Consider the following 13,517-nt stretch of genomic DNA (forward strand, 5'->3'; position numbering starts at 1 on the left):
ACACGGGCATGGTCTATTGAGCGTCCGGCTCCTTCGGCGGGGTCGGCGGTGTCTGCATCGAGTTGACGGCCTCCTTGATGAGGACGCCTAAGGCTGCCAGCAGTGCCGCCTCCAACGCTTTCAGTAACGGGTTTCCTTGCTGCTCATTCATACGCCTTCTCCTTGCTGGATGGCTCCCGACAAGGGGCCAGATGTGATGTATTCCATGGGGTTCTCCTATGGTGTAGATCTCCATCTCGCTTATACCGGCGTAGGGTCTGAATGTTGCCTGCTCGTTTTCCTTGTGCTGGTGGGGTTTGGGATTATTTTTGCCGGGCAATCAACCGGGCGGGATCGTTGCCATCTTCTTGATTTGTCTCCTTCGGGTGGCTCGTAGGCTCCCCCCTCGGTGCAGTAAATAGATAAGTCTCTGAGTAACAAAACGGGTATCTATATCGGGCTGGAACAGGCGACACACCAGACACATGCCGCCGAAAAGCCCATGAACACGTTGTTGGATGTGTCGGTGAGACTCAAATTGACCAGACACATCACCCCAAAATGTGTCGATTGGCCGTCACTCGCGGCGGGGTTAGACGGTGATAGGCCAGATTACCGCTATGCCTCTGACTCAACCGCCAGCCAAGCCGCTCTGCTATCGCTTTAAGGTCTCGTCCCGGCTGAGCTGGATATCGTAGATACCCGGCTGGATCGCAGGTATAAGCACTCTGGGCAGAATCTCGCGTGATATCAAGATGTCGGCCATCGCCCGGCTCTGCCATAGCCATCAACAGCCCTTGCAGGTACTCCTCCACGCTTAGGATGCATCCCTGAGCACGACAGATGGTGGCCCACAGCTCTTGTTCCTCGTGCCGTATCCTGAGCGGTCTGAGGCCCGTCTGCTGCTCGATGTAGGCATCACGCTGGTGGTCTGCTTGGCGGTTCGCTGGCTCCAGATGATAGGCTTCATCAAACTCCAGCAAGTACACCTCCTGCCGGATCGGTTTGTCAAAATACTTTCCGTCTAGGTCGAACCACTGCAAATCGACTCGGAAATCTATTCGGTAGGGGCCGCAAGAGAATTGCGGGATCACTTCGATGCGCAAACCCGGCTGCTGTTCTTCAAAATAAGCACACAGCGACACTAGGTACTCTGTGTAAAATGCTGCCTCATAGCGGCTCTGACCTTCCTCTCGTGGTAATGATTGTCCGGTCAACCGCTCGATTTCCGCTATCAACACTGCGTTCAGGTGAAAGCTGGGGCCATAGGTCAACACAGCCAAGGCTTGTAAGGGAGTCCACGTCCCCAATCCATTACCGGGTTCGGGAATCTCCGGCAGGTCGAGCCCCTGCACCTGCCGGAGGTTGGCGATTGCCCGCCTGACGTACTGACTGTAACGCCCATTGAAGCCAGGTATCTGTGACAGCAATGCTCTTGGGTCGATGATCCCCTGTGAATGGTGCCCAACAAAGATACCTACCACGCCAAACTCCCCTTGTAATGCCTTCACTTTGACTCTTGTAAACTCAAATCCTCGAACTCATCATCCAGACCGCTGGACACATCTTTCCGGTGGAGATCATATTCCTCGATCTCGCCCTTCACCCACGCAGCATCAATGTAGGGCTCTTCCGAGGTTGTCCTTAACAACTCCTCCCCGCTGAGATCTCTAACGCTACTGCCTGCCAGCTTGGGCTTAAAAGCCTGCTCAAGTACGATTGAGCCATCAATGTCCTTAAACACAGCAGCCAGATCAAAACCGTCATAGTGAAGCCTGATTTCTTGTAAAACAGCCTTCAGTTGAGCATTGAATTGTTGTCGTTGCTCTGTGCTTTTCAAGTCCTTAGGTTGAATCAACCGACCCAGCGTTTTTTGTGATAGCTCTCTATCCATGATTTCGCTTTCAAGCTGAGCTATGTGCTCTTCTAACGCTTGGCAATTCGCTTTATGTGATAGAAATATCTCACGAAAATCAGCGTCATCATCGTTGTCCACCATGGATTCGGCTGCCTTTTTTCTCTTCTTGATCCCAATTTCAAGCTGCATTTGAAGCTCAGCCAATTCCTCTTTGAGTGCTACTGTCTTGGCATCCTCAGGCCGTCTTTGTTTCATGACATCTGATAACAAGCTAGCCGCTTGTAACAACTGAAGTTCAATCTTCTCATGGAGCAGGTTAGGTAACTTGCATCCTGCAACCTGACGCATAGGGCAAATGAGGTAATTTCGGGGGCTTCCTGCTTTTCCCTTGTTGTTGAAACGAAGAGGCTCTCCACACTGGCAGCGAAGCACACCGCTGAAAAGGTTGTTAAACCGTCCTTTACGGTAGGAACCACTATGGTTGTTTCTCTGACTGATAATGTGGTGCACATCCTTGAATAAAGACCTGCTCACTATCGCGGGGTAATAGCCGACTATTGGTTCCCCATCAGGGATCCGCTCACCCTTCTCGATGATATGCGGCTGGAATTCGCCGATAACCGCTCGACTCTTGATGACAGCCTGAATCCCAGCCGGACGCCAGTCAGTCATCTTACCGAAGGTCTTGTATCCCTTACTCCTGAAAGCCTTGGCAATTTGCTCATAGCCGCAGCCTGATTTGGCCATCTCAAACATTTCATTCACAATGGCAACTCGTTCGGCTATGGGAACGATCCTACCCTCCTCCCATTCCAGCCATGATGGCAAGCGGGAGTTTTTCATCACCTTATTGTTTTCTCTGGCCTGTTTACGACCTTTTTCCCAAGCCTCACGACTGCGATCACTCTTAGTTTCTGACTCGTTGTTCGCACGAACCATAAACATGATAGAGAGCAGCAGGTTTTGCGTCTCAACTTGCCCTTTGCGATACACAGCCTTGTCGTCAAGCGTAACGACAACGACACCTGCATTGATGAGGCCAAGGAACTGTCCCAAAGCCTCCTCCACCGCCTGTCGACTCAGGCGATCCACTGATTCAACCAGCAGGTAAGACCCCTGCTCAATCACTCCGCTCTTCACTGCCTCCAAGAAACGACCTAACGCACCTTCCATCATGTTAGCGCCACGGAATGCACTGACCCCACGGTCGTCAATCGTATCCTCCACCAGCGTTAGATTGTGCTCTGTACAGTACTCCTTGGCCTTTGCAAGCTGACGACGATAGCTATCACCTTGGGCTTGTTTAGGGGTACTGAATCGAATGTAGGAGTACGCCTTCGGGGGATGGCTCATGACAAATCCTCTGGTTTTAACTGCCCACACAGCAGGTAAACAAGGTGGAAAACTAAGGTAAGATGAGGCTATCATCGAAAAGGCACTTTCATCAATAATCAAATTGGTTATTTTTGACCTAATGCTGATGACCACTATAGTGAGCTATCCCGGCTGATGACCGACCTCCCGCAGCTACGTTTCCCTGCATGGTGATCGCCTGTATGCTACTGCCCATCAAACGGAACACGGTGAACCCCATGGAAAACAAGAGCGAATGTAAAGTTGTACTTTACGGCATTTCCCCTAAAAACTGCGACACCATCAAGAAGGCCCGCAAGTGGCTGGAGGCGGCCGGCATCGACTACCGCTTTCACGATGTGCGCGCCGATGGCCTCGATGAGGCGGCGCTGGATGGCTGGCTCGACACCCTCGGCTGGGAGGCCCTGCTCAATACCCGTGGCACGACCTTCCGCGCCTTGCCCGATGACCAAAAGGCCGATCTCGACCGGGAGCGCGCTCGTGCCCTGATGCTGGCCCAACCGGCCATGATCAAGCGCCCCGTGCTGCAACTGGGGGACGCCTTCCATCTCGGCTTCAAGGCCGAGCAATACCAAACCCTGTTTCATACCCAAGGATGACCCCGATGTCTGATGTCATCGAGCTGGCCAAGGAGTTGATCCGCCGCCCCTCCGTCACCCCCCTCGACGAGGGGTGCCAAACCCTGATGGGCGAGCGCCTCGCCGCCCTCGGTTTCGTACTCGAACCCATGGTGTTCGAAGACACCACCAACCTCTGGGCACGCCGCGGCAATGATGGTCCCCTCTTCTGCTTTGCCGGCCACACCGACGTGGTGCCGGCCGGCCCCCTGGAGAAGTGGCGCACCCCGCCGTTTGAGCCAACCCTCGAGGAGGGCATGCTCTATGGTCGCGGCGCCGCCGACATGAAGGGCTCCCTCGCGGCCATGGTGGTGGCGGTGGAGCGCTTCGTCGCCGCGCACCCGGAGCACCCTGGCTCCATTGCCTTCCTCATCACCTCTGACGAGGAGGGGCCCTTTATCAACGGCACGGTACGCGTGATCGAGACCCTCGAGGCGCGTGACGAGAAGATCACCTGGTGCATCGTCGGTGAGCCCTCTTCCACCGCCCAGGTGGGGGACGTGGTGAAAAACGGCCGCCGTGGTTCACTCACCGGCGATCTGCTGGTCAAGGGGGTACAGGGGCATGTGGCCTACCCCCACCTGGCGGATAACCCGATCCATCGTGCGGCGCCGGCCCTGGCCGAGCTGGCCGCCACCGAGTGGGATCAGGGCAACGACTTCTTCCCCCCCACCAGCTTCCAGATCGCCAATATCGGCGGTGGCACCGGCGCCTCCAACGTCATTCCGGGCGAACTCAGCGTGCAGTTCAACTTCCGCTTCAGCACCGAGTCGACCGCCGAGGGGCTCAAGGAGCGGGTCGACAGCCTGCTGGCTCGCCATGGACTCGATTACGAGCTGAGCTGGACCCTCTCCGGCGAGCCCTTCCTGACCGACACCGGCGCCCTGCTCGACGCCACCGTGGCCGCCATCGATGCGGTCAACGGCCAACGTCCCGCGCTGCTGACCACGGGGGGAACCTCGGACGGGCGCTTCATCGCCCCGACCGGCGCCCAGGTGATCGAACTCGGGCCGGTCAATGCCACCATCCACAAGGTCAACGAATGCATCAAGGCAAGCGATCTGGATCTGCTGGCCGACATGTACCAGGGCGTGCTGGAGCGCCTGCTGGCATGACCCCGGAGCAGTTGATCGGCATCGATGACCAGCATCTTATCCTGCTGGGGAGTGGCCCCCACCGCCTGGCCCCGGAGACGGCTCACGCCTTCGCCGCCATGCAGCAGGCGGCCAGCGCCCAGGGTCACAATCTGCAGCCGGCCTCGAGCTGGCGCAGTTTCGAGCGCCAGCTCCTCATCTGGAACGGCAAGTGGCGCGGTGAGCGGCCCCTGCTTGGCGCACAGGGAGAGCAGCTCGACGTGACCACCCTCAGCAACGAGCAGAAACTCGAGGCGATCCTGCGCTGGAGCGCTCTGCCCGGCATCAGCCGCCACCACTGGGGCACGGATCTCGACATCTATGACCCCGACCGCCTGCCCGAGGGCACAGGGCTGCAACTGGAGGCCTGGGAGTATGAGGCAGGAGGCTGGTTTGCCGAACTCTCCCTCTGGCTGCAGGCGCACATGGGGGAGTTCGGCTTCTTTCTTCCCTATCGTGGAACCCGGGGGAGAGTGGCCTACGAGCCCTGGCATCTGAGCCATGCCCCCCTTGCCCGGGGCCTGCAAATCGACCGCCATGTGCTGGCCAAACGGCTGGCCATGAGCGACATTGAAGGCAAGGCGCTGATCCTGGACCGACTCGATGAGATCATCGAGCGCCACTGCGCCATCAGCGGGGAGGAGGAGCGATGAACCTGTGGCTGTGGATTGGCATCCCCCTGCTCTTTGTACTTGGGGTCTTTCTTAACGCAATCAAAGATATGCGTCGCCTTGAGAAGGAGCTGCCCAAATACAAGGACAAGATCCGCGAGGTCAAGGACGATGAGGAGGATTGACCTTCGTCCATAAAAAAACCGGAGCCCATGGCTCCGGTTTTTCGTCTCGCAAGCCTTACAGGCTGGAGGCGTTTTCCTTGAGGTACTTGGCCACGCCTTCGGTGGAAGCCTGCATACCCTGCTTACCCTTCTCCCACTGAGCCGGGCACACTTCGCCGTGCTCTTCGTGGAATTGCAGGGCATCGACCATGCGCAGCATCTCGTCGATGTTACGGCCCAGCGGCAGATCGTTGACGACCTGATGACGCACGACGCCATCCTTGTCGATCAGGAAGGAGCCACGGAAGGCAACACCGGCCTCCGGATGCTCTACGTCATAGGCCTTGCAGATGTCGTGCTTGACGTCGGCAACCAGCGGGTACTTCACCGGGCCGATGCCACCGTCTTCGATCTTGGTGTTACGCCAGGCGTTGTGGCTGAACTGAGAGTCGATAGAGACGCCGATCACTTCTACACCACGGGCCTTGAACTCGGCATAGCGGTGATCGAAGGCGATGAGCTCGGAGGGGCAGACAAAGGTGAAGTCCAGGGGATAGAAGAACAGAACTGCCGGCTTGCCTTTGATATGGGAAGAGAGATTGAAGCTGTCGACGATTTCGCCACTACCCATGACGGCGGCGGCGGTAAAATCGGGAGCGGGACGGCCTACCAGTACCATATTCGTATCCTCATCGATTAGAGTTGCGATTCATACGCCGAGCCATGTTTCGTTTGAAGCGACTCAACGTTGACCGGGACAATAATATAGTCCCGGTGTTAAATTAGTGAAATGGAATTATTTAGATAGCATTAATCGGTTTACTCTATGCAACGTTGGCCAAGCCTGAAACAGCTGCAGTACCTCGTCGCCCTGGACGAGCAGAAGAACTTTAACCGTGCCGCCAAGGCATGCCATGTGAGCCAATCCACCCTCAGTACCGGCATCCAGAACCTCGAAGAGATGATGAACCTGCAACTGGTCGAGCGGGATCACAAGAGCTTCATCATGACCCCCATCGGCAGCGAGATCGTCGAGCGGGCGCGCAGGTTGCTCTCCGATGCCCGCGACATGATGGAGCTGGGGCAGCATCAGGGCGGGGTGATGCAGGGGATGATTCGCCTGGGTTGCATTCCCACCATAGCCCCCTTCCTCCTGAGCCGCTTGGTCAAGGCGTGTGGACAGAGCTATCCCGAGCTGGAGCTGCTGCTGCGCGAAGACACCACCGCCAACCTGCTCAAGCTGCTCGAGCAAGGGGAGCTGGATCTGCTGATCCTGGCCCTGCCCATCGACGTGGGCGGTTTTCACTGCAAGTCGGTCGGCAGCGATCCTTTCAAGATGGTGATGCGCCAGGAGATGGCCGACCGCCTGCACATGCCGCTCGACTATCGCGAGCTGCCCAACCAGAGCATCTTCCTGCTCGAGCGGGAGCACTGCCTGACCGATCATGCGGTCAGCGCCTGCCGCCTGCGTGACAAGGATAAGATCAACCCCTTTGCGGCCACCAGCCTGCACACCCTGGTCGAGATGGTTGGCGCCGGCCTTGGCACCACCTTCCTGCCGCAGATGGCCATCGATGCAGGTATCCTCAACAACAGCGATCTCATCGCCATCCAGCCGCCGGGGGAGCAGGCCTCCCGGGAGATTGGCCTGGTCTGGCGCCCCAGCACCACCCGGGTGCAGACCTTCTACAAGTTGGCCGAGCTGCTCAAGCCCCTTGTCTGTCCGACCAGTCAAGAGGTCGTACCTGCCTGACCCCTAACGAAAGAAGCCACCCTGAGGTGGCTTCTTTGCATTGGCACTCATCTCGCTTAGTCGCGGGCCGAGGCCATCTCCCCCTGCTCGGAGTGCATCGGCAGGATGAGGTTGAGCAAGATGGCGGCAATCGATGCCAGGCCGACACCGGCCAGGGCAAAGTCACCGATCTTCATCTCCAGAGAGCCGATGCCGACGGTCAGGGTGATGGCGACGATGGCGATGTTACGCGCCAGACCCAGATCTACCTTGGACTCGACCAGGGTCTTGAGACCGATGGCGGCGATGGATCCGAACAGCAGCAACATGATACCCCCCATCACCGGCATGGGGATGGAGGTGAGCAGGGCGTTGAACTTGCCGAAGAAGGCCAGGATGATGGCAAACACGGCGGCCCAGGTCATGGTCACCGGGTTGAAGTTGCGGGTGATCATCACGGCGCCGGTCACTTCGGCATAGGTGGTGACGGGGGGACCACCGATCAGGCCGGCGAAGCAGACGCCGAAGCCATCACCGGCCAGGGTGCGATGCAGACCCGGCTCCTTGGTGTAATCCTTGCCTGTCACACCACCGATGGCCAGCACGCCGCCGATGTGCTCGATGCAAGGGGCGATGGCCACCGGCAACATAAACAGAGCGGCGGCCCAGTTGACCTCGGGAGTCACGAAGTGGGGCATGGCCAGCCAGGGGGCGCTCACCATACCGTCGAAGTTCACCTCTCCCATCAACACGGCGGCCACATAGCCCGCCACCACACCGCTCAAGATCGGGATAAGCTTGACCCAGCCCTTGCAGAAGACGGCGGCGATCAGGGTCACGGCCAGCGAGATGCCGGCCAGGGTCAGGGCGGTGGAGAGGGGCATCACCTGCTCGCCACCGGCGCGGCCCATGGCCATGTTGCACGCCACCTGGGCCACCGACAGACCGATCACCATGATCACGGGGCCAATGACCACGGGAGGCAACAGGCGGTTTACCAGTCCCATGCCACGCACCCGGATGATGCCGGCCAGAATGAAGTACATGAAACCGGCGGCAAACAGCCCAAACATGGTGGAGGGCAGTCCCCAGGTCTGGGTGGCATAGATGATGGGAGCGATAAAGGCGAAGCTGGAGCCAAGGAAGATGGGAACCTGGCGACGGGTGCAGAGCTGGAACAAGAGGGTGCCGACACCGGCGCCAAGCAGCGCCATCGAGGGGTTGAGTCCGGTCAGCAGGGGCACCAGCACCATGGCGCCAAAGGCCACGAACAGGATCTGGAGCCCGGCGACACTTTGCTTTATGTGGGAAAACATGTGCATCCTTGGATTTTTCGTCGAAGATGTTAAAAACATCATTTTTCTATTCGACTCAGGAATTTTTCGTGATGTGCATCGGCATCATTGCCTGAATGACCATCACTTCCTGCTTGTGGGGGGCATGAAACCGCTATTTTGGAGGGGATTCGTTGCTGCAAGCATCGAGAACGCGATTTTACGCACTTTAATCTCACTTGCCAATCGTTTTGCTGCCACCCAGTGATCTTTCCCTCCTCTCCTATACTCCAGGTTACGACTCTGCAGAGGTGAGGATATGTCATGAAAACCCGTCACCCCCTGTCTCGGCGCCATTTGTTACTCAGTGGTGCAATCGCCTTGGCCCTCTACGCGATGCCGGTCACCTATGACTTCGAGCAGGGACACTGGCAACCCAATGCGGCCTTTGCCAAGTGCTGTTTTACCGGCGACACCCAGGTGCGAATGAGCGATGGCTCACGCAGGGCAATTGCGACCCTGCGCGCCGGTGATCGGGTGATGTCCGCCACAGGAAGGAGTAACCGAGTCCTGGCGGTGGAGTACGTCATACTGGGTAACCGGCTACTCTACGGCCTCAATGGGCTGGCGCCGTTTTTTACGGCCGAACACCCCTTCCTGACCCGACATGGCTGGGCAGCCATTCATCCCGCCATGACCCGACAGGAAAATCGAAGCCTGAACGTGCGCCCCCTGCTTTGTGGCATGGTGTTGCAAGGTTGGAGCTCACAGGCTTGTGAAGAGGGGGCTCTCGCCCTCTCACCGGAGCCTGACGAGATCCCGCTCACCACCCTCTATCAGCTCAAGACTGACCCTCTCACCCCGCTATTCAACCTCAGGCTGGATGGCGACCACACCTATTTCGCCCAGGATCTCGTGGTCCATAACAAAGATGGTGAAGGCGGTGGTGGAGGCAGCAGTGGCAGTGACGGAGGAGGAAGCGACAGCGATGGCGGCAGCAGCGGCAGTGACGGCGGAGGAAGCGACAGCGATGGCGGCAGCAGTGGCAGTGACGGAGGAGGAAGCGACAGCGATGGCGGCAGTCATCATGACGGTCACGATGACGGCACCCATGGCGAAGGGGAACATGCAGGAGGCGAGCACCATGCTGGCGGTGAACACCACGCCGGTGGTGAACGCCATGGAGGAGGAGCACGTCACGCGGCTGGCCGCGGACTCGGCAATGGGTTAGCAGATAATCCCGGCGAAGCCATCGATGCCAACGGCAACACATTAAGGGGGGATGGCACCCTCGACGATAACGGCAGCGACCTCGACGCCGGCGGCAATAAGCTGAGGGGAGATGGTACCCTCGACGATGAGCAGGAAAGGCAAGCGCTCGAGAGCGGTTTTAAGCAATAGGAGAAGATGATGCGAACGCTGATCCCATTACTGACTCTCTGGCTGGCAGCATGTGCCAATCAAAATCAGCCTCCCCTGTATCAGGAGATGAATGAGGCGGATGTACGCCTTGCCAACCAGACATTGCAACAAGCGCTGCAGGAGCGTTCCAAAGGGGAGACGCTCACCTGGAGCAATGTAGAGAACCGCCACTTTGGTAGCATCACTCCCCTTCGGACGTTCCGCCAACAAAGTGGCCTCTACTGTCGCGACTACCGGGAAGATCTCTACATCGGTACTCGCCATCAGACTTGGCAGGATACCGCCTGCCGCCATCATAGCGGGCGCTGGCTCCCCCTGCGAGGATAGGGATGGCATGAGCCATCCCTTGTCAGGTCACACCTTGCGATAAGGCAGGTAGAGGGGCTCCCACATATGGCTGAGGAGATGCTGCTCGAGATCCTGGCCGATCAACGGATGACCCGGATCCCGGCGCACGATTTCTCTGAGCACGGCGGTTGCCACATGAACCGAGATGGCGCGCAGATCGCGGATCGGCGGGTAAACGGTACCCTGCTCCAGATCCTTGATGGCGACGCACTCCGAGAGGGCAAACGCTGCGGTGGTGAACATGTCGGGGGTAATCTCGCGTACCTGCCCGACAATGGCGGCCAGCCCCACCCCCGGGAAGATGAAGACGTTGTTACCCTGACCGATCCGCACCTGCTTTCCTTCATATTCAACCGGTGCGAAGGGGCTGCCGGTGGCAACGATGGCGCGCCCCTGGCTCCAGCGGTAGATATCCTCGGGCAGCGCCTCACAGTTGGCGGTGGGGTTGGAGAGGGGGAAGACCATGGGGCGTTCGCTGTGCTCGAGCATCAGCTGAATGTGTTGCTCCTCAAAGGCGCCACCGGATCCGCTGGTGCCCAGCAACACGGTGATGGGCACATGGCGCAGCACATCGGCGAGATTCGCCCGGCCCGGTTGTTCCGTCTGCCACTTGGCCAGCAGGGTACCCGACTTGGCGTAGCGGCGCTTGTACTCATCGAGCCCCTCGCGGTTGTCACACACCAACCCCTGGGTGTCGAGGATATAGATGCGATCGCGCGCCGCCTGGGGATCGAGCCCCTCGCGAATGAGACCGGCGCAGATCTGATCGGCCACCCCCACCCCACCGGCGCCGGCGCCATAGACCAGGTAATTCTGGTGGGCCAGGGTTTCTCCCTTGGCCTTGACGGCACCAATGATGCCGGCCAGCACCACGGCCCCTGTGCCCTGAATGTCATCGTTAAACGAGGGGTGCGCCTGCTGATAGCGAGCCAGATTGTCAAAAGCGTTGGACTTGCTGAAGTCCTCCCACTGCAGCACGGCGTTGGGGAAGTGGCGACGCACCCCCTGAACAAACTTGTCGATGAAGGCTTCATACTCCTTGCCACGGATCCGCTTGTGCGGCTGACCCAGATACATGGGATCATCGAGCAGCGTCTGGTTGTCGGTGCCCACGTCGAGGGCAATGGGCAGACAGCAGGCAGGATGAATGCCGGCAGCCAGGGTATAGAGGGAGAGCTTGCCGATGGGGATACCCATGCCGCCGACCCCCTGATCGCCGATACCCAGGATCCCCTGGCTGTCGGTGACTACGATGATGCGGATCGACTTGGCGTCGAAATGACGAGCCTGACTGCCCATGTCATCCACATTGCCCGGTGTGATATAGAGACCGCGCGGCTTCTGGAAGCGGTGGCTGAACTCCTGACACGCCTTGCCGACAGTCGGGGTATAGATATAGGGGGTCATCTCCTCCACGTGACGCGACAGCAGGGCGTAGAAGAGGGTCTCGTTTCTGTCTTGCAGTGCTCGCAGGTTCTGATACTTCTCGATGTCGCTACAGGCGCTCTTGAAGCCCTCATAGACCCGCTCGAGCTGGGCCTCGAAGGTCTGAACCTGGGGCGGCAGCAGGCCATCGAGGTCGAAATCGGCGCGCTCCTGCTCGGTGAAGGCGGTGCCCTTGTTGAGGTAGCGGTTATTGAGCAGATCGGTGCCGGTCAGGGAGACGGGACGAAACGCATTGCCCTCTGCATCCTTCCAGAGCAGATATTGTCCAGTTGCCATAGTCATTCTCTTGTTTTGGGTGATGGGCTCGCAGCCCGAAGAGCAAGACTCATAATGAAATCAATCATATGACGTTTGTATGGCCGGTTTTGTGAGCCCGGGCATAAAGCCGGTGACGCTTCATCTGACAACACCTTGAACGGGTATAGACGCAGCCAATCCTGCTTCCCAAAATGGCCCCTTTTCTCCACTTTCGTTTTTTTTATGCACATTCTCTGGAATGCACTCAAACCCTATATTCTGATCGCCCTCTCCCTGCTCGCCATGACGATGGGTCTGAGCGCCCTGCCCCTCTACTTCGCCATCATTCTGGTCATCTACCCTGTCGCTCTGTGTGCCTGGGTGACCCGTTGGGAAGAGGCGCATCTCTTGCGAAGGGGCATCACCACGGTGGAGACCACCATCAATATGCGCGGGATCGTGTTTAACGAACCTCTTAGCCACCTGAGCGAGGTCTACTTCTTCTCACCCACTGTGATGGCCAACAAGTTGACGAATTTGGCCCTGCTAAAGCTCTTATGTGGTATGGGGCTACTGGCCCTCAGCGGGATCCAGGCTGCCCGTCTCGGGGTCATTCCACCGCAGACCTGGGATCAGATGGGCAGCCTGGCCATGGGGATAGCCATCTTTTGCCTTATCGGCCGCCAGGTCATGCAGGACTCCGCCCTCTATCACCAGTGTCGATATCGCCACTATCAGGAACTCTGCCATCGGCAAGAGGGCATCACCCTCTACAGCGCCGAGACGCTTCGCAAGAAGGGGCTCACCCAGTACCACACCCCCATGCTGGAGGCGCTACTGAAATGATTCTCTAATTTGGGACTAATTTGGGACATCCATCGTTACAGTAAAGACGTTTGCTGATCACCCCCGTGAGGGGATTCTGTGTTGATCACTACGTGGAAATCATCAGAAAGGCAGGCCCAAGTCAGCCGGAATCTCGGCGCTCGCCGGCTCGCACAAAGCCAGTTACTTGGTGAACCTAATCACCATACAACTTCAAACACTGTATCGGGGCGAATTCAGTCAGCTGGCTGATGACACCGTCGCTGCCCGCAGTGCTGGGCGTAACGCTCTCGCGCCACGCCGTGACCAATGGCCCGAATGCCGCTTCGTTTGAACAGCTTCACCTGCTTGGCAAACGGCAGCAGCAGGGGTGGCAACTCGGTGGTTTGGGCACGGCCGAGACGCTGGCTGATGCTGGTGTAGTCGCTCTCCTCGGGTCGGTCGGCGAGTTTGGCGCGAATGGGGTTGAGCTCCACATAGGCCATGCAGGCGAGCAG

General features: G+C 58.3%; 14 protein-coding genes and 1 pseudogene. 8 read left to right on the forward strand and 7 right to left on the reverse strand.

The window, feature by feature from the left end; translation table 11 throughout:
- Positions 1-13 precede the first annotated feature (13 nt).
- The 3 genes from AB5Y48_RS05810 to AB5Y48_RS05820 form a co-directional block, all read right to left on the reverse strand.
- Positions 14-151 carry a hypothetical protein gene (locus tag AB5Y48_RS05810; protein ID WP_219263743.1) on the reverse strand — a complete coding sequence of 46 codons (138 nt, stop codon included), beginning with the start codon at positions 149-151 and terminating at the stop codon, positions 14-16.
- Between the two features lie 379 nt (positions 152-530).
- Positions 531-1,490 carry a hypothetical protein gene (locus AB5Y48_RS05815; RefSeq protein ID WP_368163978.1) on the reverse strand — a complete coding sequence of 320 codons (960 nt, stop codon included), beginning with the start codon at positions 1,488-1,490 and terminating at the stop codon, positions 531-533.
- Positions 1,487-3,190 (reverse strand): recombinase family protein, encoded by a 1,704-nt coding sequence (locus AB5Y48_RS05820; protein WP_368163979.1) that lies wholly within the window; start codon positions 3,188-3,190, stop codon positions 1,487-1,489. The genes AB5Y48_RS05815 and AB5Y48_RS05820 overlap by 4 nt, the downstream gene beginning before the upstream one ends.
- 239 nt (positions 3,191-3,429) lie before the next feature.
- On the opposite strand from AB5Y48_RS05820, the gene AB5Y48_RS05825 reads away from it, so the two are divergent.
- The 4 genes from AB5Y48_RS05825 to AB5Y48_RS05840 are packed head-to-tail and all read left to right on the forward strand — an operon-like array spanning position 3,430 to position 5,757.
- Complete coding sequence (locus AB5Y48_RS05825) at positions 3,430-3,810, forward strand: ArsC family reductase (protein ID WP_368163987.1); 381 nt, start codon at positions 3,430-3,432, stop codon at positions 3,808-3,810.
- Between the two features lie 5 nt (positions 3,811-3,815).
- On the forward strand, positions 3,816-4,943 hold the full coding sequence (gene dapE / locus AB5Y48_RS05830) for a succinyl-diaminopimelate desuccinylase (protein ID WP_368163980.1): 1,128 nt from the start codon (positions 3,816-3,818) through the stop codon (positions 4,941-4,943).
- Positions 4,940-5,614, forward strand: a complete 675-nt coding sequence (locus AB5Y48_RS05835) for a M15 family metallopeptidase (RefSeq protein ID WP_368163981.1) — start codon at positions 4,940-4,942, stop codon at positions 5,612-5,614. The genes dapE and AB5Y48_RS05835 overlap by 4 nt, the downstream gene beginning before the upstream one ends.
- Positions 5,611-5,757 carry a hypothetical protein gene (locus tag AB5Y48_RS05840; RefSeq protein ID WP_136613850.1) on the forward strand — a complete coding sequence of 49 codons (147 nt, stop codon included), beginning with the start codon at positions 5,611-5,613 and terminating at the stop codon, positions 5,755-5,757. Before AB5Y48_RS05835 ends, AB5Y48_RS05840 begins: the two co-directional genes overlap by 4 nt.
- Positions 5,758-5,812: 55 nt before the next feature.
- Here AB5Y48_RS05840 and AB5Y48_RS05845 read toward each other — a convergent pair whose 3' ends face one another.
- Entirely contained in the window at positions 5,813-6,415 is a 603-nt protein-coding gene (locus AB5Y48_RS05845; protein ID WP_050664633.1) for a peroxiredoxin C, read from the reverse strand.
- Between the two features lie 147 nt (positions 6,416-6,562).
- On the opposite strand from AB5Y48_RS05845, the gene AB5Y48_RS05850 reads away from it, so the two are divergent.
- Positions 6,563-7,489, forward strand: a complete 927-nt coding sequence (locus AB5Y48_RS05850) for a hydrogen peroxide-inducible genes activator (RefSeq protein WP_050664632.1) — start codon at positions 6,563-6,565, stop codon at positions 7,487-7,489.
- Between the two features lie 56 nt (positions 7,490-7,545).
- Here the strand turns inward: AB5Y48_RS05850 and AB5Y48_RS05855 are convergent, their stop codons facing one another.
- Entirely contained in the window at positions 7,546-8,784 is a 1,239-nt protein-coding gene (locus AB5Y48_RS05855; protein ID WP_050664631.1) for a uracil-xanthine permease family protein, read from the reverse strand.
- A gap of 282 nt (positions 8,785-9,066) precedes the next feature.
- Here AB5Y48_RS05855 and AB5Y48_RS05860 point away from each other — a divergent pair, with 282 nt between their 5' ends.
- Positions 9,067-10,143 (forward strand): Hint domain-containing protein, encoded by a 1,077-nt coding sequence (locus tag AB5Y48_RS05860; RefSeq protein ID WP_082177840.1) that lies wholly within the window; start codon positions 9,067-9,069, stop codon positions 10,141-10,143.
- A gap of 6 nt (positions 10,144-10,149) precedes the next feature.
- On the forward strand, positions 10,150-10,491 hold the full coding sequence (locus AB5Y48_RS05865) for an RT0821/Lpp0805 family surface protein (RefSeq protein WP_082634786.1): 342 nt from the start codon (positions 10,150-10,152) through the stop codon (positions 10,489-10,491).
- A gap of 27 nt (positions 10,492-10,518) precedes the next feature.
- Here AB5Y48_RS05865 and AB5Y48_RS05870 read toward each other — a convergent pair whose 3' ends face one another.
- Positions 10,519-12,234, reverse strand: coding sequence for an NAD-dependent malic enzyme (locus tag AB5Y48_RS05870; RefSeq protein WP_368163982.1), 1,716 nt, complete (start codon positions 12,232-12,234; stop codon positions 10,519-10,521).
- A gap of 204 nt (positions 12,235-12,438) precedes the next feature.
- On the opposite strand from AB5Y48_RS05870, the gene AB5Y48_RS05875 reads away from it, so the two are divergent.
- Positions 12,439-13,041: a hypothetical protein gene (locus tag AB5Y48_RS05875; RefSeq protein ID WP_136613855.1), complete on the forward strand. Its 603-nt coding sequence runs from the start codon at positions 12,439-12,441 to the stop codon at positions 13,039-13,041.
- Between the two features lie 215 nt (positions 13,042-13,256).
- Here AB5Y48_RS05875 and AB5Y48_RS05880 read toward each other — a convergent pair.
- Positions 13,257-13,517 (reverse strand): annotated as a pseudogene (locus AB5Y48_RS05880) (alpha-amylase family glycosyl hydrolase); the annotation flags it as partial.

The sequence above is a fragment of the Aeromonas sp. R6-2 genome (assembly GCF_040908155.1).
Classification (GTDB): Bacteria; Pseudomonadota; Gammaproteobacteria; order Enterobacterales; family Aeromonadaceae; genus Aeromonas; species Aeromonas schubertii.